Origin of the sequence: Desulforhopalus sp. IMCC35007, assembly GCF_005116575.1 — a bacterium.
In the GTDB taxonomy this organism is placed as follows: domain Bacteria; phylum Desulfobacterota; class Desulfobulbia; order Desulfobulbales; family Desulfocapsaceae; genus Desulforhopalus_A.
The window spans coordinates 37,330-57,768 of record NZ_SWCN01000026.1 but is presented as its reverse complement, the minus strand read 5'-3'; the positions used below and the strand labels follow the sequence as shown (position 1 = coordinate 57,768).

Annotated in this window: 15 protein-coding genes; 8 read left to right on the top strand and 7 right to left on the bottom strand. The window is 46.5% G+C overall.

Features of this window, described 5'->3' with window-relative positions:
• Window positions 1-98: 98 nt before the first annotated feature.
• From FCL48_RS20980 to FCL48_RS20960, 5 genes are all read right to left on the bottom strand, one after another.
• Window positions 99-1,124: an NAD(P)-dependent oxidoreductase gene (locus tag FCL48_RS20980; protein ID WP_136875338.1), complete on the bottom strand. Its 1,026-nt coding sequence runs from the start codon at window positions 1,122-1,124 to the stop codon at window positions 99-101.
• 180 nt (window positions 1,125-1,304) lie between these two features.
• Window positions 1,305-2,474 carry a glycosyltransferase family 4 protein gene (locus FCL48_RS20975; protein ID WP_169309309.1) on the bottom strand — a complete coding sequence of 390 codons (1,170 nt, stop codon included), beginning with the start codon at window positions 2,472-2,474 and terminating at the stop codon, window positions 1,305-1,307.
• Between the two features lie 39 nt (window positions 2,475-2,513).
• A complete protein-coding gene (gene galE / locus FCL48_RS20970) occupies window positions 2,514-3,506 on the bottom strand; it encodes a UDP-glucose 4-epimerase GalE (protein ID WP_136875334.1) in 993 nt (330 codons plus the stop codon).
• A 97-nt stretch (window positions 3,507-3,603) separates the two neighbouring features.
• Window positions 3,604-5,232, bottom strand: coding sequence for an FAD-dependent oxidoreductase (locus FCL48_RS20965; RefSeq protein WP_136875332.1), 1,629 nt, complete (start codon window positions 5,230-5,232; stop codon window positions 3,604-3,606).
• 205 nt (window positions 5,233-5,437) lie between these two features.
• Window positions 5,438-6,400, bottom strand: a complete 963-nt coding sequence (locus FCL48_RS20960) for a UDP-glucuronic acid decarboxylase family protein (protein ID WP_136875330.1) — start codon at window positions 6,398-6,400, stop codon at window positions 5,438-5,440.
• A gap of 377 nt (window positions 6,401-6,777) precedes the next feature.
• Between FCL48_RS20960 and FCL48_RS20955 the strand changes: the two genes are divergently transcribed.
• The 4 genes from FCL48_RS20955 (at window position 6,778) to FCL48_RS20940 (ending at window position 9,772) form a co-directional block, all read left to right on the top strand.
• A complete protein-coding gene (locus FCL48_RS20955; RefSeq protein ID WP_136875328.1) occupies window positions 6,778-7,974 on the top strand; it encodes a CaiB/BaiF CoA-transferase family protein in 1,197 nt (398 codons plus the stop codon).
• The gene (locus FCL48_RS20950) at window positions 7,974-8,627 is read left to right on the top strand and encodes a hemolysin III family protein (protein WP_136875327.1); all 654 of its coding nucleotides are present in this window, start codon (window positions 7,974-7,976) and stop codon (window positions 8,625-8,627) included. Before FCL48_RS20955 ends, FCL48_RS20950 begins: the two co-directional genes overlap by 1 nt.
• Window positions 8,628-8,832: 205 nt before the next feature.
• Window positions 8,833-9,483, top strand: coding sequence for an AAA family ATPase (locus tag FCL48_RS20945; RefSeq protein ID WP_136875325.1), 651 nt, complete (start codon window positions 8,833-8,835; stop codon window positions 9,481-9,483).
• Complete coding sequence (locus tag FCL48_RS20940) at window positions 9,476-9,772, top strand: hypothetical protein (RefSeq protein ID WP_136875323.1); 297 nt, start codon at window positions 9,476-9,478, stop codon at window positions 9,770-9,772. The genes FCL48_RS20945 and FCL48_RS20940 overlap by 8 nt, the downstream gene beginning before the upstream one ends.
• Window positions 9,773-9,938: 166 nt before the next feature.
• Here FCL48_RS20940 and FCL48_RS20935 read toward each other — a convergent pair whose 3' ends face one another.
• Together FCL48_RS20935 and FCL48_RS20930 are read right to left on the bottom strand one after the other, a co-directional pair.
• Window positions 9,939-11,708, bottom strand: coding sequence for an acyl-CoA dehydrogenase (locus FCL48_RS20935; RefSeq protein WP_136875321.1), 1,770 nt, complete (start codon window positions 11,706-11,708; stop codon window positions 9,939-9,941).
• 88 nt (window positions 11,709-11,796) lie between these two features.
• The gene (locus FCL48_RS20930; RefSeq protein ID WP_136875319.1) at window positions 11,797-12,375 is read right to left on the bottom strand and encodes a TetR/AcrR family transcriptional regulator; all 579 of its coding nucleotides are present in this window, start codon (window positions 12,373-12,375) and stop codon (window positions 11,797-11,799) included.
• Window positions 12,376-12,588: 213 nt separating this feature from the next.
• Here FCL48_RS20930 and FCL48_RS20925 point away from each other — a divergent pair, with 213 nt between their 5' ends.
• From FCL48_RS20925 to FCL48_RS20910, 4 genes are read left to right on the top strand one after another with little or no spacing between them, the layout of a single operon-like run.
• A complete protein-coding gene (locus FCL48_RS20925; protein ID WP_136875317.1) occupies window positions 12,589-14,631 on the top strand; it encodes a TonB-dependent siderophore receptor in 2,043 nt (680 codons plus the stop codon).
• 35 nt (window positions 14,632-14,666) lie between these two features.
• Entirely contained in the window at window positions 14,667-15,236 is a 570-nt protein-coding gene (locus FCL48_RS20920) for a YfiR family protein (protein WP_136875315.1), read from the top strand.
• Window positions 15,229-18,135 carry a response regulator gene (locus FCL48_RS20915; RefSeq protein WP_136875313.1) on the top strand — a complete coding sequence of 969 codons (2,907 nt, stop codon included), beginning with the start codon at window positions 15,229-15,231 and terminating at the stop codon, window positions 18,133-18,135. The genes FCL48_RS20920 and FCL48_RS20915 overlap by 8 nt, the downstream gene beginning before the upstream one ends.
• Window positions 18,136-18,154: 19 nt before the next feature.
• On the top strand, window positions 18,155-20,281 hold the full coding sequence (locus tag FCL48_RS20910; protein WP_136875311.1) for an EAL domain-containing protein: 2,127 nt from the start codon (window positions 18,155-18,157) through the stop codon (window positions 20,279-20,281).
• Window positions 20,282-20,439 lie beyond the last annotated feature (158 nt).

Here is a 20,439-nt window from a genome sequence, read left to right as displayed (position 1 = left end):
TATTGATGGTGTTTTCCAAGATACTTATACCCGCAAGGAAAGTTGAAAAGTATTTCCTCTGTTGCGGGGGTGTATAAGGCCCTTGGTGGTTGCGGACCTCAGCTGGCTTGAGGGATTTGCAGCCAGTTATTTTCTCTGTACCAGCGGGCAGACTCTATGATGCCCGCTTCATTGCTCCAGATCGGGGTGTACCCCAGCACATCCTGCATTTTCCTGGTGGAAAAGTTTCTGTCCTTTGAATAAAAGGCGACTCTTCGGCGATAGATTGGAGGTTCAATTTTAAAAGGTCTGCAGAGGGCTTCGCAGATGTCACCCAAGAGGAAAAATGGGCCAATGGGAAGTCTCAGAATCCTGAGTCTGGTATTGTACTCTTTTGCGATGATGGCGGCCATATCTTCCAGACGGATGGGTTCTGTGGCTCCGATAATAAACGCCTCACCAAGGGCTTTTTCTGCGGTTGCAGCAAGGATAATGGCATTGGTCAGATCGTCTACATGGACAAGGTGGTACCAGCATTTGCCTTTTCCCAAAATAGGAAAGACCTTTGCCACCGCCATTTTATAGAGCTTCAGTAAGCGCTTTTCACCCGGTCCGTAGATGGCACAGGGGCGGATAATGCTAAAAGGGAAAGGGGTGGTGCTGGTAAACTCCCTCAGCCAGTCCTCTGCCTCAACTTTTGTTCGCTGGTATCCGTCGCCGGGGCTAAAGGGCGAGTTCTCATCCCCCGGAGGATTGGGGATATGGCCATGCACTCCCATGGTAGAGACGTGGACAAGGCGTTTGAAGCCTGGGTTTTTCAGAGCTTCCTGGACAATGAGCTGGGTGGAAACCAGATGAACATTTCTATAGTCCTGCTCGGTACTTTTTGCCTCTCGAAAGGCGGCGGCGACATGAAAAACATAGTCCACATCTTTCATTGCGACCTGTACGGTGCTTTCATCGTACACCTCGCCACGAAACCAGGTGACGGGCATGCCGTCAAAAGGGGTTATGTTCGAGGTGGCTCTTGCTATGGCGTTGACCTGGAGGCCCTGGGCCACCAATTTTTTAACCAGAACCGTGCCGGTAAAGCCGGTGGCCCCTGTTACGAGTACTTTTGTGCCGGTTGGGATAGTATTTGTCATTGAACTTTTGTCGGGTTATTCAAATTTGTTGGGCTCCTGAAAAGCTTCCTCCGTATCGTTGTAGCTCGTAGGCGCCAATTCACTGTCCCCCATGTTGGTACGAGCGAATCGGCTGCTAGAATGCTGCACCTGATACATCGTGCTTTTTCTGGAGCCTGCCTTTAGTTGTAGAATGTTTTATCAGACTTTACACAATCGTGATTTCGCCCAGTCGTACAACTCGTCCACCCTTCGTTTATGGGCTGCGTAAACATGGTCCTTTTCTACAAAGGCGCGGCCATTCCTACCGAGTTTCAAGCGTAATTTTGCATTTTTGGCAAGCTCTATAATGCCCGCACCAAATGCTTTGGGTTTGGCCTCAGCCAGGTAGGCTTCGTTTTCGGTGACGATCTGGGTGTGGGTGTAGAGCTTTGTCAGCAGGACCGGTTTCCCTGAGTGGAGATAAGGAAAAATCTTCATGGGGGTATTCACGCCTCTCACCCGTGGAGCCACAAGAATGTCGGCATCTGCAAGATACGCGTCGAGTTGATCAAAGGGGCGGGGGCCGAGAAAATGGATATTTTTCTCTACGCCCAGATCGGTTGCTTTTTGTTTGTAACGCTCAATATCCTCTGGAACACCACCAATAATGACGAGTTCAACCTCGACCTTTTCTTTCACAACGTAAGGAAAACTCTCAATAAGCAGGTCAACTCCCTGGTATTCTTCGAGGTTGCCGCAATACAGCAAGATCAGGCCATCGGATTTGATCTCGTTTCTGATCAGTCCCGTCGGTTCCATGTCGGGATTTTTCAGCTGAGAGATATCATGGAGGGTGATGGTTTTGGACGATTCATTTTGCTCGCACAGTTCCCGCAGCGCGTGGCAGACCGGAGCGTTTGCCAGAGCACCTTTCATGGCGTGCGCCTCAAACCAGTTAAATATTTTTGCTAATGGTTTTAAGCGTGGATTTTTTTCGACCATCTGCTGGGCGATGGAGGAGTCGATGTCGTAGATATATGGAATTTTGTATATCAACTTCATCATCATTGCCATAAAGACGGCCTCTTCGCCGGCGTGGATGATGGAGTATTTGTTTTTATGCACCATTTTCCAGGTGTAAAAAAACATAAAGAAATCGATATACAGTTTCTTCAGTGAGAATCCGGGGCGGACATTTTTGACATAACCGCAAAAAGGGACCCGATACAGTTGCACGTTGGGCAGATCAATATCTTCTCCTTCCGGGTATGCAATGATATCGACATCGGTGTCGTTTCTTTCTGAGAGAGCCTGAAGAATGAGGAAGGCGTCAATGGGAGTCCCTCTGTTAATAAAAAACGGGTGAGGACTAAGTTTTAATATCTTCATTTGTTTGTTGTCAGTGTCCATGTAATTCTTGTTAGTGTGCTATGCATCTTTAAATCCGTCTGGGTGATTAGAATGCCAGTTCCACGCAGTTTGGAGGATACTTTCAAGAGAATTGAATTGCGGTTTCCAACCAAGTTCCCGGATGATCAGCTCAGCTGATCCCACGAGTGCTGCCGGATCACCGGGCCGCCGTTCTGCATAGCTGTGTGGTATCGTTTTCTTCGTCACTGCTTCAGCGGTTTTAATGACATCAAGAATGGAATAGCCGTTACCGTTGCCAAGATTGTACTTCTTGCTTGCCCCGCCTGCAAGGAGATGGAGCAATGAGAGGTGGTGGGCCTGCGCCAGGTCCTCTATGTGAATATAATCTCTGATACAGGTTCCATCCTGGGTGGGATAATCGGAACCGAAAATAGTCAGTTTTTCCCGTTGTCCCAGTGCCGTTTGCAGGACCAGTGGGATGAGGTGGGTCTCGGGATCATGATCTTCACCGATCTCACCCTCAGAATCAGCACCGGCCGCATTGAAATATCTCAAGCAGACGGATTTTAAATTGTGGGCGTGGTCGAGATCGCCCAGTATCTGTTCCATCATCAGTTTGGAGCGCCCGTAGGGATTGATCGGGTTTTGCGGAAAATCCTCAAGTAACGGAAGTTGCTCCGGCTCTCCGTAGGTCGCACAGGTGGACGAGAAGATGAAGTTGAGAATATTGTGCTCCACCATCTCGGTCAGCAGGGTCAGGGTGGCAGCGATATTATTCTGGTAATACTTCAGCGGCAGCTGCATGGATTCTCCCACGTAGCAAAACGCTGCAAAATGCATGACCGCTTCAATCCTGTGTTCTGAGAAGATCTTTTTGAGGAGGGCTGTGTCCGCCATTTCCCCCTCGTAGAAGGGACCCCATTGGACAGCCTGACGATGTCCGTAGCTGAGGTTGTCAAGGACTACCGGGGTCATGCCGTTTTTGTGGAGATACTTGCACATGTGGGAGCCGATGTAGCCAGCTCCTCCAACGACGAGGATTTCTTTCATTGCAAACTTCCTATATTGTTTTGATCATTAATTTTAAGCACTGTATTTGTTATTGTATATCCAAATTTGACTTATTTTTTAGTATGTATTGAACTCATTACCTGCTGAGCTGCGATGTTTCCTGCTCCAATTGCCCGGGGGTCCAGAGTAATAATCTGGCCATTTCATCAGAAATAGTGGTCAACAGTTCTGGATCTGGGGGGCATGGGCTGTCTGGGAAAAGCCTGCGGTAGATGAGATCATCCAGGTGGAAGGTCATTTCATGGTCAACACAGTATCGGGTAAGGCCTGTATAGAATGCATGGTCTGAGATCGGTTGCCCTTTCTCGATCAGAGAAGTCAGGTAGAACTGTATCACATAAGGAAGAGCATTGCCAAAAAGTTGGAAGGCTATTTTGCACTGCTGATGATTTAAAACACCCAGGTATCGAGTCCGGTAGAGTCGAAAAAGTTGATTGCTGTCCTCTGCCGGGCTGCCGTAGGGTAGATTGCTGAAAGAAAGAACATCTTTGACTTTTCTGCTCGGGAAAAGATGTTGCAAAGCCTTTAAAACCACATCAAAGGCGGTGGTGAATTTCACCCCTACCACCTGAATAACATCACCTGGACTATTTTCTTCCCGATCGACAATTTTATAATGACCAAGGATGCGGTCGGAGGCCATGGGTTTGCCATCGGTTGTGCCGGGAACATAGCCGACATGGGTTGATTGGATGGATACCTGATTGTTTTCCTCCCTGAGTGCTTTCTGGGTTGTCAGGTGAAACTCTTGTACGGTGCTGTCTTTGGCTTCCCAGGGTTTTGAGGGGTCAGGACAATCTTCCCAGTGGGTACCTTCAATGGAATAGTTTTTCCAGGGGACGATAAACAGGAACCTGGAGCCATCTCCTTTGGCGTTGCGAACTTTTGTGGCAAAAGAGGTGGCAGAGTTAAACAGGGAGGGCACTATGACGTTCAATCCCCTGATCAGCGAGAGTTTTTGCAGCTCGACAGGCAGTGGCCGCAGTTCAAGATCATCCTGAAACCAGGAGCCGGTGCAGAGGGCTATTTTTTTCGTCAGCAGACAAAAGGTTTTCTTTTCGAGTTTGTCCTCGACAAAGACGGCAAGGTGATCCCTTGTCCTTCTCTTGATCTTTACCACCTTCATCTGGTTGGCGATTTTCCCACCAAGTTTGGCTGCACTCTGTAAAAGGCCGATGACAACCCGTTCTGGTTCAAGACAGATGCCATCATACCAGAGTGCGCCACCACGGATGTTTTCTTCTGCCATGTGTGGAAAGCGTCTGGCAACTTCTTGTCTGGAGAGGATCTCCGGGCGTTTATTGAGGTTTTTGGTTAATTTGTTTCCACAGACCAGTTTTTCGATCGTGCCATACATTAAAAAAGCAAGGCGAAAGGCCTCATTACCTTTCATGGTATAGCCACTGGTGGGCAGCAGGCACGGCAGAGGTTTTACCTGATGGGGAAACAGATGGTAAAAACGTTGTTTTTCCCGGATGGATTCCACGACACGTTTTATATCAAGGGTCTGCAGATAGCGCAGTCCTCCATGGATAACCTTTTGAGAATTGGCGGAGGTGTGTTCGCAGAAATCATCCTGTTCAAGTAAAACAGGACTGATACCGTTTAATGCTGAGGTGTAGGCCATTGAGGCCCCATATATACCACCACCGACAATGATAAGATCATGGATTGTCGTGTCGTTTTCAGGAGAATAGCGTTTCATGTTTTCTGGGTAAAACGGATATACCCGTATGGTTTATTTATTATTTTTTCAGGGGAGGTGGTCAGTTGGCTGGAAAACAGCTGCTGGAGGGTATCGTTGGGTTTTCAGTTTTCCGGACAGCCCATGTTGGAAAGGTGCTGTGCTGTGCCCGATCCTCTCCTGTCATCAGAATTATTTTTACTGGGCTGCCTGGCTTTTGCATAGGTTACTGACCGGCGCGGTTTTTGAGCAGATTGTCGAAGTATTCAATGGTTTTCACCAGACCATCTTCGAGCTTGACCTTAGGGGTCCAGTCCAGTTTTTGCTGGGCAAGGCTGATCTCAGGCTTTCTCTGTTTGGGGTCATCCTGGGGCAGGTCGACAAAGGTGAGCTGTGACTTTGAGTTTGACATGGTAATAATACGTTCAGCCAGTTCTTTAATCGTGAACTCTCCGGGATTTCCCATGTTCATCGGGCCGATAAAATCGTCGCCGGCAGACATGAAGCGGATCATCAGTTCAATGAGATCATCCACATAGCAAAAAGAACGGGTCTGTTCTCCGTCCCCATAAATGGTAATGGGTTTATTCTGCAGGGCCTGAATGATGAAATTAGAAACGACACGGCCATCATTGGGGTGCATGTTCGGGCCATAGGTGTTGAACAGTCGACCCACCCTTATATTGACCCTGTGCTGGCGATGATAATCAAAAAAGAGGGTTTCAGCGCAGCGTTTACCTTCGTCGTAGCAGGATCTGATTCCGATTGGATTTACATTTCCCCAGTAGGACTCCGGTTGCGGATGGATAGCAGGGTCGCCATAGACTTCACTGGTGGAGGCCTGGAAGATTTTGGCTTTTACTCTTTTGGCCAGACCGAGCATGTTGATTGCTCCGTGCACACTTGTCTTGAGGGTCTGGACCGGGTCATGCTGGTAATGAATAGGCGATGCTGGGCAGGCAAGATTATATATTTCATCAATTTCCAGATAGAGCGGGAAGGTGATGTCGTGGCGTATTAGCTCGAAATAGGGATGTCCAATCAGGTCAACAATATTGTCTTTTGAGCCGGTGAAATAGTTGTCAAGACAGAGAACCTCACAGGATTCTTCAAGCAATCGTTTGCATAAATGTGAGCCAAGGAAGCCAGCACCGCCGGTGACGAGAATTCTTTTTTGTTCTTTTTTCATAATATTGACCTGATATCTTACGTTGTACGCCTATTTCAACAGCGTATGCACCCTTCGAAAAGGAAATGGTAGAGCCTGAGTGTACAAGAAATGCATCTATACTATACAAAGTGTATCTTTCCCATGAAAAGCGGTAACAGTGGGTGAATTTTTTTCGGAATTCAATTGTCTTTTTGTGTGTATCTCATTGTAATGATGGAAATACCTGTGTGAATTATGTAACGACAGCCGGTCATCTTTCTCCAATCTCATAGTGTGGTCACTCTTTTTTTTGATTGTCGTTCTTCCTGTGCCTATAGTTATGTCTTTACCGTGTAGGGTTCCGTGATTCTGGCTTGATCGGGACTTCTATGCATTATGAATAATTATGGTTTGTTATGGCAGTTGAGAAAGATTTACCCTTGAGAGGAGTAACTGTACTGGAGCTTGGTCATATGGTCATGGGCCCCACCTGCGGTCTGGTTCTGGGCGATCTGGGCGCAGACGTCTACAAGGTTGAACCCACTGGCAGCGGTGATGACACCCGTTGGCTGAAAAACTTTGGTTCTGGTTTTTTCACCTTTTTAAACAGGAATAAAAAAAGTATTTCCATAGACTTAAAATCCGATCAGGGTCGGGATGTATTTTATCAACTTGTTCAGGTGGCCGATGTTGTGATCGAGAATTTTGGTCCCGGTACTGTGGAGCGGCTTGGGGTGGACTACGATAGTTGCAAGAAGATGAACCCTGGTCTTATCTACTGTTCCCTGAAGGGTTTTATGCCAGGGCCCTATGAAAAAAGGTTTGCTCTCGATGAGGTGGTACAGATGATGGGAGGCCTTGCCTATATGACCGGGCCTTCAGGCAGGCCGCTCAGGGCTGGCGCTTCTGTGACCGATATTTTTGGTGGCAGTTTTGGTGTGATAGGAATCCTGGCGGCTCTCTATGAGAGAAAAACGTCCGGGAAAGGTACCTTTGTTCAGGCAGGGCTCTATGAATCTGTCGCCTTTCTGGTTGGCCAGCATATGGCGGTTGCAGCTGTTACCGGGGAGGCGCCTCAACCCATGCCGGAGCGGGGAAGGTCCTGGGCGGTGTATGATCTTTTTACCACAGCAGATAACAAAGAGGTCTTTATCGGTATAACCTCAGATCGACACTGGTCAAGATTCTGCCGGGTTTTCGATTTTTCAGACTGGCAGGATAATCAGGAGCTTGCCACAAACCAGTTGCGCATAGAGGCGCGGGAGTGGTTGCTGCCTGAACTGACGAGACGATTATCACTGCTTTCTCAAACGGAACTGATGGATAAGGCTGAGCAGGCAGGGATCCCTTTTGGACCGGTGAATCAGCCGGTGGATCTCAAAGATGATGTTCACATGAATGAATCGGACTCCCTTTGTCTGGTGAAAACTCCTGCCGGTCAAATGGCGAAGCTTCCAAAAATTCCGCTTCGCCTTGACGGCAGCTCTTTTGGTATTCGGCATCAGCCGCCAGGGGTCGGGGAAGGGACCCTGGAGCTTTTACAGAAAACAGGTATGACTGAGGCTGAGATTGAGCGTCTTGTCCTGCAGGGAGTTCTTCAGGTAGAACAATAATGGCTATTCTTCGTTCTGAAAAAATTTCAGCCTACTCCCATGCGGCTACAATTCCGGTCTTTGTTGCTGGAACGCTTCTTCTTGCCATTATTGGATCAGGAAATCTTGCAATGCAGGTTGCTTCCATTGTTTATGGACTTTCCGCAATTTTTCTGTTTAGCGCCAGTTTTTTGTATCACGCCAATAAAAGAGCAGAAAATGACAGGAGCCTGTGGAGAAAATTTGACCACATGGCAATTTTTTGTCTTATCGCCGGGACCTATACGCCGATCTGCTTTTTTTACCTCGAGGGCCCTATGAAGTGGTCTATTCTTGGCGCTCAGTGGGGACTTGTCATTGCGGGTACTCTTTTTAAGTTCTATTTCATTAATGCCCCACGCTATATCGGGACCCTGATTTATCTTATTATGGGCTGGATTGTTCTGGTTCCCATTGCAACCCTGGTGCGAACCATGCCCCAAACCGGTCTCATTCTCCTTACCGCAGGCGGTGTACTGTATACCGTGGGTGCAGTAATCTACGGTTTTAAATGGCCAAATCCTATGCCGCGTTTTTTTGGGTTTCACGAGATTTTCCATTTCTTCGTCTCAGGGGGTGCGATTTTGCATTTGCTGATGGTCTGTTATTGTCTGAAAGATGTCATAGCAATTTAATTCTGGCTGTAGTTATCGTGCAGGTGAACCGGTTTCCCTTCTCCTTTCATCATTTTTTCTGCAGTAGACAAAACAAGGGAGGTCGAGAAACAGAAAAATATTGACCCGTTGCAATAATATGATATCATATTGTCTGATACGCTATGTATGATATAATATTGTATGAAATAATATGAGCTGAAATTCAAGGAAGTGGAACAGGTTTATGTCTATAGTTTTAGTAGGTGGAGAAAAGGGTGGGACCGGTAAGACGACACTGGCAACAAATATGGCAGCTCTTCTTGCCCTCGAAGGCAAAGATGTGCTGTTGATTGATACCGATCGGCAGGGTACCGCCTCGTTTTGGGCTGCCGTGCGCGAAGAGGCGGAGGTAGAGCCGCGTATTGCCAGTGTACAGAAATTTGGCAAAGGTTTAGCAGGACAGGTTCAGGATCTGGCCAATCGTTACGATGAGGTGATTATCGATGCCGGTGGGCGTGATTCCATGGAACTCAGGTATGCACTTGGAGTCTGTGACAGGGCGTACGTCCCGGTACAGCCCTTTCAATTTGATATCTGGACCATCAGGCAGATGGATGAACTGGTCTCCATGGCAAAGGGGTTTAATCCCAAGCTACAGGCCTCGATCGTACTCAATAGGGTTTCGACAAATCCTGTGGTACGCGAGGATAAGGAAACGAGGGAGTTTTTTGCAGGAGAAGGTTTTGAACATCTGTCGATTATGGAACCTATTCTCCACGAACGTATATCATTTCGAAAATCTGCAAGGGATGGATTGTCTGTTACGGAATGGAAGCAGGACAAGAAGGCAAGTGCAGAAATGAATCAGTTTTTCAGGGAGATTTATTGTGGCTGAAAATAAGAAATCGGTTCTTCGTTCTACCCCGACAATCAAAAAAACATCGGATCTTGATAAATTCGCAGCAGCAGCTGGTAAAGACAGTGTTGCAGTTGATAAGGTCTACCCGTGGGAAGACCCCAGAATTCGGGAGGATGTGAAGAAGAATCTGCCTCTTCGCCTCCCCGAGCCGTTGTATATGAAACTGAAATACATCGCCGACCATACACCCTACAGCATGAATTCTTTTATCCTCGAGAAGCTGACGGAGGAGATAGAAGAAGAGATTCAATCTCTGCTTGGATAACATTCGATCTCCTTGGTTGCAGGTTTTTCTCAGCTTCTCGACATACTCGCTGTATCGTCGAGAAGCTCCGAAAAAAGCTGCGGCCCGGATAACAAACCTTTTGAAAAAACGATGAGCGCCTGCTTACGACACCATTGTTACAAGGTGGTGTCGTAAGCAGGCCGATCTATGGCTTCATTTCATACTGATCTTTCATGCTGAAAACATAGGTTTCCCAAAGGTAGTCAAACCTCTTTTTGTCTTCTACAGGTCGTTTAATCATGCTCCGGCAGATGGTTTGCTGGACCAACGTCATTGATCCCTTGGTGTAGAGTTGCAGGGCAAATTTGGCAAAATCCCGTATCATTACATCAAAAATCTGATCGAGTAACTGTTCATCGATTCCCAGCAGTTTGGCGTTTTCAAGAATCAGTTGTCCATAGACGACCAGGGTGAAAAGTTCGCCTAAATTCAGGAGAAAGTCGAAATCCTTGATCTGTTCCTTGCCAGGCTTACCGAGGACAAGAAACAGCTTGAGGAGCCTGATCTGTTTTTTGAAGATGCTGATGTTAGGCAGATTGTACTGGTTGTAAATTTTTTTATAGTCGTGGAATCTGGTTTTTCCAAGACCTTTGGTTGCCCCCTGGTGAAAGAGGAAATCATCATTTTCAGGAGCTGTCCTGCTTTCAATATCCGGGTATTTTCCTGGTTTGAAGAAGTAGTTGGCCATAAACTTGACAATGAGCGCCATATTAACATGGACGGTGCCTTCCAGTTTTGGCAGGGCGCGGATATCGCGTGCGGCCATTTCAAAATACATATCCTTTTCGAAGCCTTTGGCTGCGATAACATCCCAGAGACCGTTAATAACCTCTTCACCCTGGGTGGTGACCTTCATTTTGACCATGGGGGTGAACAGCAGGTACCTGCGATCATCCGGGCCTGCGGCGCGCATATAATCTATGGCCCGAAGGGCAAAGAGCTTCATGGCGGCGAGCCGTACATAGGCGTCGACGAAAAGCTCTCTTATATGCACAAAATCGGTGACATAATGGTCAAAAAGATGGCGATGACAGGCATGGTTCAAGGCCTCGTAATAGGCATGGGTACAAATCCCAATGGAGGCCCAGCCAAGATTGAATTTTCCGACGTTTACGGTATTTAAGGCCATATCCCAGGCATCTCTGCCTTTGGCAAGGATCTCGTCTTCACCGATGGGGTAATCGCTGAGCTTATATTCAGCCACATAGTTTTGTGAGTTGAGAACGTTTTTGACGAGCTCATATTTTTCATGTTTTGGCTGTGCTACAAAAAACACATATTCGCCAGAGTCAGTGAATTTACCAAAGGTAGAAACAAGCCCTGCTTCATTGGCGTTGCCAATATAGTATTTCGAGCCGTTGGCCAGATAACTGCCGTCGGCTTGAGGGGTAAGTCCCATGTCACTGGTGTAGATGTCTGCACCATGTTCCTTTTCCGAGAGGCCGAAGGCGAAAATTGCACCTGTGTCAAGAAGCTCCGCTGTTTTCTTTTTTATCCCTTCATTATTGCTCATCCATATTGGGCCAAGCCCGAGAATAGTGACCTGCCAGGTATACCAGTAACTCAGACCATAGAAGCCCAGGACTTCATTGATAGCGCAGTTTCTATAGGTATCCCAACGCTTGGCACCTTCGCCGTATTGACTGGTGGTTAAAAAGGTGGCAAAAAGCTTTTCTTTTTTTGAAAACTCCAGAAAATCGGCATACCAGACCCTTTCGTGGTCGTCATGTTTGAGCTGTTCCTTACCTTTATCTTCAAAGAATTGAATAGTTTTTCGGACAAGATCTCTGGATTCCTGGTCGAGATGTTGATAGGCTTCATTTTTTGGATGTAACAGTAAGCCCCGGGTAACCACAATCTTGTCTTTTTGTGATGTATTGTTTAGCACACCCTCACTTGTAGACGTCAACAACATGACAAAAGCCTCCTTGTTAAAGTACATTGATTCGCACGTTTTTTCTTGTTAACGTGCGTTAACTTTCCCGGTAAAAAAAACTTATCTTTTATGTCAGTAAGCCAACGAGTAACCTGTGGAACATACGTTGATATTTTTTATGCATTTCTTCGTGGGTGTCGGACGCTTTTTTCGAAACATACAAACCAAAAAAACCGTTACAGGTAGAAAGAAGGAGCATCGCCACTTCTTCTGCATCATCTGATTTTAAACTTCCCTCCTCCATGCACTCCTGAACCCGCTGAACCATGAAATGCCGACTGATGGTCGCATCCTGGGTCAGGGCGCCTTTAACTTTGTGTTCAACGGTGTGGTCCATGGTAAGAAACAGAATTTCGTAATATTTCTTCTGCTCCGTTGCAAATGCAAAAAATCTTTCAGAGGCATGCTTGAGTCTTTCAAGGCCAGTGTTGTCACTCAGTGAAGATTGTAGATACGAGTTAAAGGTACGAAAACCTTCCCGCAACACCTGGTGGTGAAGGGATTCCTTGTTTTCAAAATGACGGTAGATGGCGGTGGCTGAAATGCCAGCGCGTCGAGCAACCTGGCGCATGCTCATACCCTTGTAACCATGCTGCAGATAGATATCACAGGCAGCCGATAGTATGGTTTCTTTAGTGTCTCTCATGTTAACACCTGTTAACACAAAGGCAAATATTTAGCAATAATTTATAAATTGGAAACGAAAAAGAGATAAAAGTAAGTGATTTTGCTGATTCCGGTTCCTTATTTCTATTTATCTCTAAATACTCAGCAAATTTGACAATGACAGAGTTTTTCGAGATAATTCGCATGTAAACAAAATGCATTTCATACAACCATAAGAGAGAGGCAAAAAATAATGGCAGTTTTTTATCCGATAGTGTCAGTTAGAAAGATTAAAAATAATTTTGCCTGCTGTTTATGCACTGGATTGGTTTTTCTCGCGATACCCCTTGCGGCACAAGAGAACGATCTGATCGATATGAGCATCGAGGATCTCATGGCTATCCAGGTGACATCGGTGAGCAAAAAGGCCCAGAGTCTCTCAGACAGCGCGGCAGCGGTCTTTGTTATTACCGCAGACGATATAAAGGCGTCAGCGGCTACCTCAATCCCTGAACTTTTACGGATGGTGCCGGGCCTCAGTGTTGCCCGCATTGATTCGAGCAAGTGGGCGATCAGTGCCAGGGGATTTAATTCGAGGTTCTCGGATAAACTGCTTGTACTCATGGATGGTCGAACCGTTTACAGCCCTCTCTATTCCGGAGTCTACTGGGAGGTTCAGGATACGGTTCTGGAGGATATCGAAAGAATTGAGGTGGTCAGGGGCCCGGGGGGAACCGTCTGGGGAGCAAATGCGGTAAATGGGGTTATCAATATTATTACCAAACATGCAGCGGATACACTCGGAGGACTTGCCACCGTCGGTGGTGGTACAGAAGAAAGGGCCTTTGCCGCAGGGCGTTACGGTGCGACCCTGGCAGAAGGAATTTATGGCAGGTTTTACAGCAAGGGCAGCTATCGGGATAGTTACCAGTTCGCTACAGGTGACGATGCCGGGGATTCCTGGCAGGACTACCGGGCTGGTTTTCGTGTAGATGGAAGTATGGCATCCACGAACAGTTTTAATGTTCAGGGAGATATTTATAAAGGTGATCTCAATCAGGAACTTGAATTTCCCGTTTTAGGGGAGCCCTATTACTATACTGACGATGCTGAAGCTGATACCGTCGGAGGTAATATCCTTGGATCATGGACACAATATCTGGCAAAGTGGGGAGAGTTGGATTTTCAGTTGTACTATGACCGTGCCAGTCGTGAAGAACCGGCTGCCTACGAAGAATCCGATACTCTTGATTTTGAGTTTAAACACCATGTGGCGCTTGGTGATAGAAATGATCTGATCTGGGGAATGAATTATCGCTATATCAGTATGGGGTTTGATAACACCTTTTGGACAAGTATGGACCCGGAAGACGACGACACCCAGCTTATCAGTTTTTTTCTCCAGGATGAATATAAGGCAATAAAAGATAAGCTCACCGTGACCATCGGTTCTAAATTTGAGCACAATGATTATACCGGTTACGAGGTTCAGCCGAGTATAAGGGCACTATTCGCCCCTCAGGAACACCATAAAATATGGGGATCCATAGCCAGGGCTGTCAGAACTCCCCACAGGGTAGAACGGGATTCTACCGTCGTAACCGTGGTGTTACCGCCTTCCTCTGGACCAAACGCTTTTCCCGTTCAGGCGGTGGGAGGTCTGGCTTCTAATGATGATTTTGATTCCCAGGAGGTGGTCGCCTACGAAGGGGGATATCGCTATCTGGCAAGTGAGAATCTCTCTTTTGATCTGGCGTTATTTTATAACGATTATGACAAGCTGCGCAGTTTTGCTATTAGCCCATATTTTAACGGCAGTTATGCGGAGGTGTACAATCATGTTTTTAATGAGGCGGAAGGTTCAACACATGGTGTTGAGCTTGCTGTTGCCTGGCAGGTCAGCGAGCCCCTGAAATTAGATTTTGCCTACTCCTACATAAAAGAAGATCTGACAGATATTTATACAAGTTGGGGGAGTGAGGCACCGACAAATCAGTTGTCCCTCAGAGCGAACTGGCAGATCAGCGATACTCTGGTGTTGGACGTCTGGGGACGTTATGTTGATGATGCTGCCTGCATGTATGTAAAGTCCTACTCTTCAAGGTATGATTACACCATTGAGGATTACTTCACTGCGGATGTTCAGATAACTTATAGTCCTACCAAAAATCTTGATGTATCCCTTGTTGGTCAAAATCTGATTGAAGAAAGTCATGAAGAATATGTTCAGGAGTTCTGGTCAAAACCAACTGAGGTGGAGCGCGGTGTGTATCTGAAAGCAACCTACCGTTTTTAAGAAAGTGCGATGAGGTCTGTTGCTATGGTGCATAAATGAGCCGCCTGTTTGCCGGAAAAACCAGATGTTGGCGATGTCTGTTGCTTGCCTGTCTGTTGAACATCTCCTTTATATTGTGTAGTTTTCTTGCTTTTGCTGAAGCAGAAAATGAATATGCGGTGAAAGCCGCCTTTATTGCTAATTTTATTGTTCTGACGGAATGGCCAGACGATGGAAGCAGTAAAGCTTTGGATGTGGTAACGCTCTGTGTTGTGAGTGACAGCCCTCTTCCGAGACCACTTCAGGGGTTAGAGGGAAAACAGGTGGGCAGCAAAACAATCCATGTCGTCACCGCCACACCGGACACCACCTTACCGGCCTGCCAGGTTGTCTTCTATATGCAGGATGTGGATTCGGAAAATCTTGTTCGAACCCTGACCGCCGTTCGTTTTGCACCTGTCCTTACAATAGGCGAAAATAACAACGTCACCAGGCTTGGGGGAACCATGCATTTTTATGAGAAGCAGGGGCGTTTGAGGTTTGTAATCAATCTTAAAGCAGTAACAGAGCAAAAATTAAAAATGAGTTCACGGTTGTTGCAAGTAGCCACCCTAATAAATGACTAAAATTAAAAATAATAATAATCAAGCTGTGGGATTCTTCTGTCTTTCCTCAATTCGGACAAAACTCGAGCTGGTTCTGTTAATGACGGCTCTTTTGGGTATCTGTCTGCTCAGCGGAACCCTTGCAATTTCCGAGCGGAAAAATGCAAGCAAGAGGCTGATCAGCGAATTGACAACCATGGCCGATGTCGTTGCATGGAACAGTAGTGTTAATTTGATCTTTGATGATAAAAAAGGTGCCACCGAGGCCCTGGTATCACTTGATAAAAAGCCTGATATCGCTTTTGCCTGTATTTATGACAAAGCCGGTAATGTCTATGCACAGTATCAAAAATCTGGCGGTACAGCATTTACAGTGGAGCAGGTTGATTCTGTCTTTCCACAAAATTTACGGCTTGGGTCAGTTTTTGAGAAACAAGGTTTACTGGCACAAATAACCCAGGATTATTGTTTTGTGCTGCGGCCGATTCTGGTAAACGGCATGGTTGAAGGATCATTATTGCTGGTTGACAATATGAACCAGCTACAAGAGCGTCTTCGTAACTTTTTTGTACTCCTTAGTTTTGCAATCGGTGCCATCCTTGTGGTGGTCTTTGGTGTATCGATCTGGGCGCAGAAGCTCTTCACCGCTCCACTGAACAGTCTGATTCTCAGTATGGAAAAGGTGACTAAAGATAAGGTGTATGACGCCTATGTTGAAAAGAAAAGCAGGGACGAGTTTGGAGAGCTGATTGATCATTTCAATGAAATGATAGCTGAGATTCATAGCCGGGACGACGAGCTTCGCAGCTATAGCCAGGATCTCGAGGAAAAGGTTGCCCAAAGAACGGATGCTCTCACTTTTGCCAAAAAGGAACTGGAGGCAAGTGTTGAGGATTTACTCAAGGCAAGGGATGTGGCGGAAGAAGCGAACAGGGCCAAAAGTCAGTTCCTGGCAAATATGAGCCATGAAATACGTACCCCGATGAACGGAGTTCTTGGAATGACAGAACTTCTGCTTGGGACAGAACTGACAAGGTCTCAGCGACAGTTCGCCTCAACCATTCAGGATTCGGGTGAATCTTTGTTGGAAATTATCAATGATATATTGGATTTTTCAAAGATTGAAGCGGGCAAACTTGAGCTGGAATCCGTGCCTTTTAATCTGCAGGAGCTGATTGAAGACGTTATTCAGTTGCTTTCGGTGAAAAGCCGGGCTCAGCGGGTTGAGCTGGCGGCCCTTATTCCACCGGATTGCCAAACCTCAATTACAGCAGATTCTCACCGCTTACGTCAGATTCTCGTAAACCTCGTTGGTAATGCAGTTAAATTTACTGAAAATGGAGAGGTGGTGATCAGGGTGGAGACCCGCAACACAGAGTCGGGCGTTGATCTGTCAATCTCGATTAAGGATACAGGAATAGGCATCAGTCTGAAAAATCAGGAAAAACTGTTCAAACCTTTTTCCCAGGCGGATGGAACAAGTACCAGAAAATATGGTGGCACTGGGCTTGGCCTTGTTATTTCAAGGGAATTGATTGAGCTGATGGGAGGGCATCTTACCCTAGTGAGTGAGTTGGGGAAAGGGTCTGACTTCTCATTTACCATTCCTGTGAAACTTGCCGAACCTCAGAGGGTGGAAAGCCTTGAAGATGATAGAAAAAGTCTTGCCGGACTGCGAGTCCTCGCAATTGATGACAACGCTACCAATCGCGAGATTCTCAGCCACCAGACGGCGTTTTGGAATATGCACTGTGAACTGGCAGAAAATGGACCAGCAGGACTGAAGAAAGTTGATGAGTCACTGCAAAATGGAGCGTACGACCTTATTCTGCTGGATTTAGATATGCCGGAGATGGATGGAATGGAGGTGGCCCAGCGGCTAAAAACGAATCCACTGACCCGTTCTATTCCGATAGTTATGCTTACATCGGTTGGTGCCTACGGAGATATACAGAAAAGCAGGGATATTGGTATTGATCTCTATCTGACCAAACCTCTTCGCCAGCGCGATCTTTATTCTGCAATATATTCAGTTGTCTATGAACCTGAAAAGATCGTCAGTAGAGAGGCGCAGAATGAGATTCAAGAGCATAAAGCAAGACAAGCGAGAAAATTTGGTTTAAAAGTCCTTGTCGTCGAGGATAATAGCACTAACCAGCTCGTTGCCATAAAAATGTTGCGTAAACTGGGCTGCGAAGCTCAGGTTGTCGGCAATGGGCAGGAGGCTGTAGACGCTTTTGGCAAATCCCAGTATGATCTGATTCTCATGGATTGTCAGATGCCGGTTATGGACGGATTTCAGGCAACCAAAAGAATTCGCGAAATTGAGAGTGGTTCACCTGAAAAAGGGAGAACGCCCATTGTCGCCCTGACAGCCAATGCTCTTCTCGGTGACAGAGAGACCTGTGTGGAAGTGGGAATGGATGATTATATCAGTAAGCCGTTTCTGCTTGAACAGATGGCGTCAACCTTATCCTACTGGTTTCCTGAAGGTGGTGGCGCAGAACGCAATGGAGCAGGAGAGAACCAAGGTCTTGTCGTTGACCAGACTCCTCCAGACAACGATGCAGGCGAACCGATTCTTGAGCGTGGTCTGTTAGAGCAGATACGTGAATTACAGATGGATGATGAACCTGATCTGGTCTCGGAGGTGATTTCAACCTACCTTCAGGACACAGAACAGATTATGAAGAATTTACTGACTGCTGATTTTACTGCAGCAAATAACATGGTAAAAAGCAGCGCGCACACGCTAAAATCCAGCAGTGCCAATGTGGGCGCCATGAGGCTTTCCGTCATGGCTAAACGACTGGAAGAGCGGTATGAAGGCAATAGCCCTGAAGAAAATAAAGTACTTATTCAGAAATTGCAGGTATGCTATGGCAGAACCAAAACCGAACTGAAAAAAGAACTGAACTAAACGAATTTTGGCAGTTACCATGACAAAAAAACCTCTCGCACTGGTTGTAGATGACGATAACGCCTCACGTATAACTATGGTGGCGGCGCTCAGAAAAGCCGGCTTTGAAACAGAACAGGCAGACAATGGTGAGAAGGCGGTTGATGTATTCACCCTGAGACAGCCTGATCTGGTTTTTCTGGATGTGATGATGCCCGGCATGGATGGTTTTGATACCTGCAGGGCTATCAGGGCATGTCCTGGGGGGGAATATGTTCAGATTCTCATGGTCACAGGTCTGGACGATACAAAATCTATCGAAAAATCCTTTCTTGCAGGAGGAAATGATTTTGTCTCAAAACCAATAAACTGGGCGGTTTTTGGACACCGTGCACGTTATATGTTGAGGGCGGGCAAGGCGTTAAAAGATGCCTATCTCAGCCGGGGCCTTCTCGCACAGACCCAGGATGTTGCCAAGATCGGCAACTGGAAAATTGATTTCCAGACCGGCCTCTGTACCATCTCTTCCGAGGCCATGGTGCTTCTTGGTTTTGGAGCCGAAGTAAAAGAAGATCTTTCAATTTCTGAAATGCTGGATCTTTTGATCGGCCAGCATAAGCCTGATGTGTATGATACGGTTGTTGATTCAATTCGAGGCCGGGAATCTTTCACGATCAATTTTCAAAGAGAAACACCCCAAGGCTCCGCTCAGCACATCTATATGCGGGGGGAAACCCTGCTCAATGAGAATCGAAAGCCCGATTTTCTCCTCGGCGTGGTGCAGGATATCACCAGGATGAAGCGGGCTGAGGATGAGATCAGATACCTTGCTTTTTATGATAGCTTAACCGGCCTTGCCAACAGAACCCTGTTTCTTGACAGGCTAAAGAAGATCATTGAATATTCAGAGCGCAATGGACGTTCCTTTGCTCTGCTCTTTATGGATATTGATAATTTTAAGCAGATAAATGATACAATGGGTCATTACGCCGGTGATATCCTGCTTAAAAATACAGCCGCAATCATTAAAAAGTGTACAAGAAAAAGCGATACCGTTGGTATCAAAGGTCTCAATTCACCGGGCAATCTGGTTGCCAGGCACGGTGGGGATGAGTTTGTGCTGATTCTGGCTGAAATTGCCTCGCCGGAAAGTGCAGCGATAGTAGCCAGGAGACTGCTTGAGGCAATACCGCAGCCTCAGATTATTGAGAATCAGGAAATATCTGTGACAACCAGCATCGGTATCAGTGTTTATCCGGAGGATGGTACCGATACCGATGTACTGTTCAGGCATGCTGATACGGCGATGTATCATGCCAAGAAAATTGGCAGAAATAATTTTCAGTTTTTTGATGAGTCTTTCAATGCAGCTGCTGTGGCCAGGTTTTCACTTGAACAGGATCTAAAAGTAGCCCTGGCAAATGACGATTTTATCCTCTATTTTCAGCCCCAGTTTAATCTTATTGATCAAAAGGTGGTTGGGGTCGAAGCACTCATCCGCTGGAATCACAGAGAAAAAGGCTTTATTGCCCCTGATCAGTTTATCGCTATTGCTGAAGATTGCGGTCTTATTGTCGAAATCAACAAGTGGGTTATCCGGGCGGCCTGTGAACAAAGTCGAAAATGGAGTAACAAGGGACTGGCTGATGTTCGTATTGCCGTCAATCTTTCAGGGTATAGACTTGGCGAACAGGATATTGTGGGTACTCTGAAAGCAAATCTGGACAAATTCTCCCTGAGCGGTCGTAACATAGAGGTTGAGGTTACTGAAAATGTCCTCATGCAGAATACAGAAGCCATCGTTGAGACCCTTAAAGGGATGAAAGAGCTTGGTGTAAGGGTGTCTCTTGATGATTTTGGTACCGGCTACTCCTCATTGAGTTATCTCACATCTTTTCAGGTCGATGTGATAAAAATAGACCGGTCTTTTGTCATGGGTTGTATCAGTAATAATAAAAATAAAGTCATTATCAAGGCTATTATTGCGATGGGGCACAGCCTTGGAATGAAAATTGTTGCCGAGGGGGTGGAGACCCTGGAACAGTTTGAGTTTTTGAAAAAATACGATTGTGACGAGTGCCAGGGCTACTATTTTTCCCCGGCTGTTCCTGCAATTGAAATTGAACAACGTCTTTTAAAGGCGTCGGCAGCGGTGAAAAGAGCGTAGCAGGTATCAAAAGCCACCTTTATTTTAGATGTTAAAAGAGCCTCCCCACTTATTTTCTAGTTCCGTCCCATTCTTCCTGCAGTCCGCAACCCGTTAACCGATAATTGCTTACCACACCCTTTTGAAGCCGGTAACCCTGTAGGCTGTTTTTTTCGTCT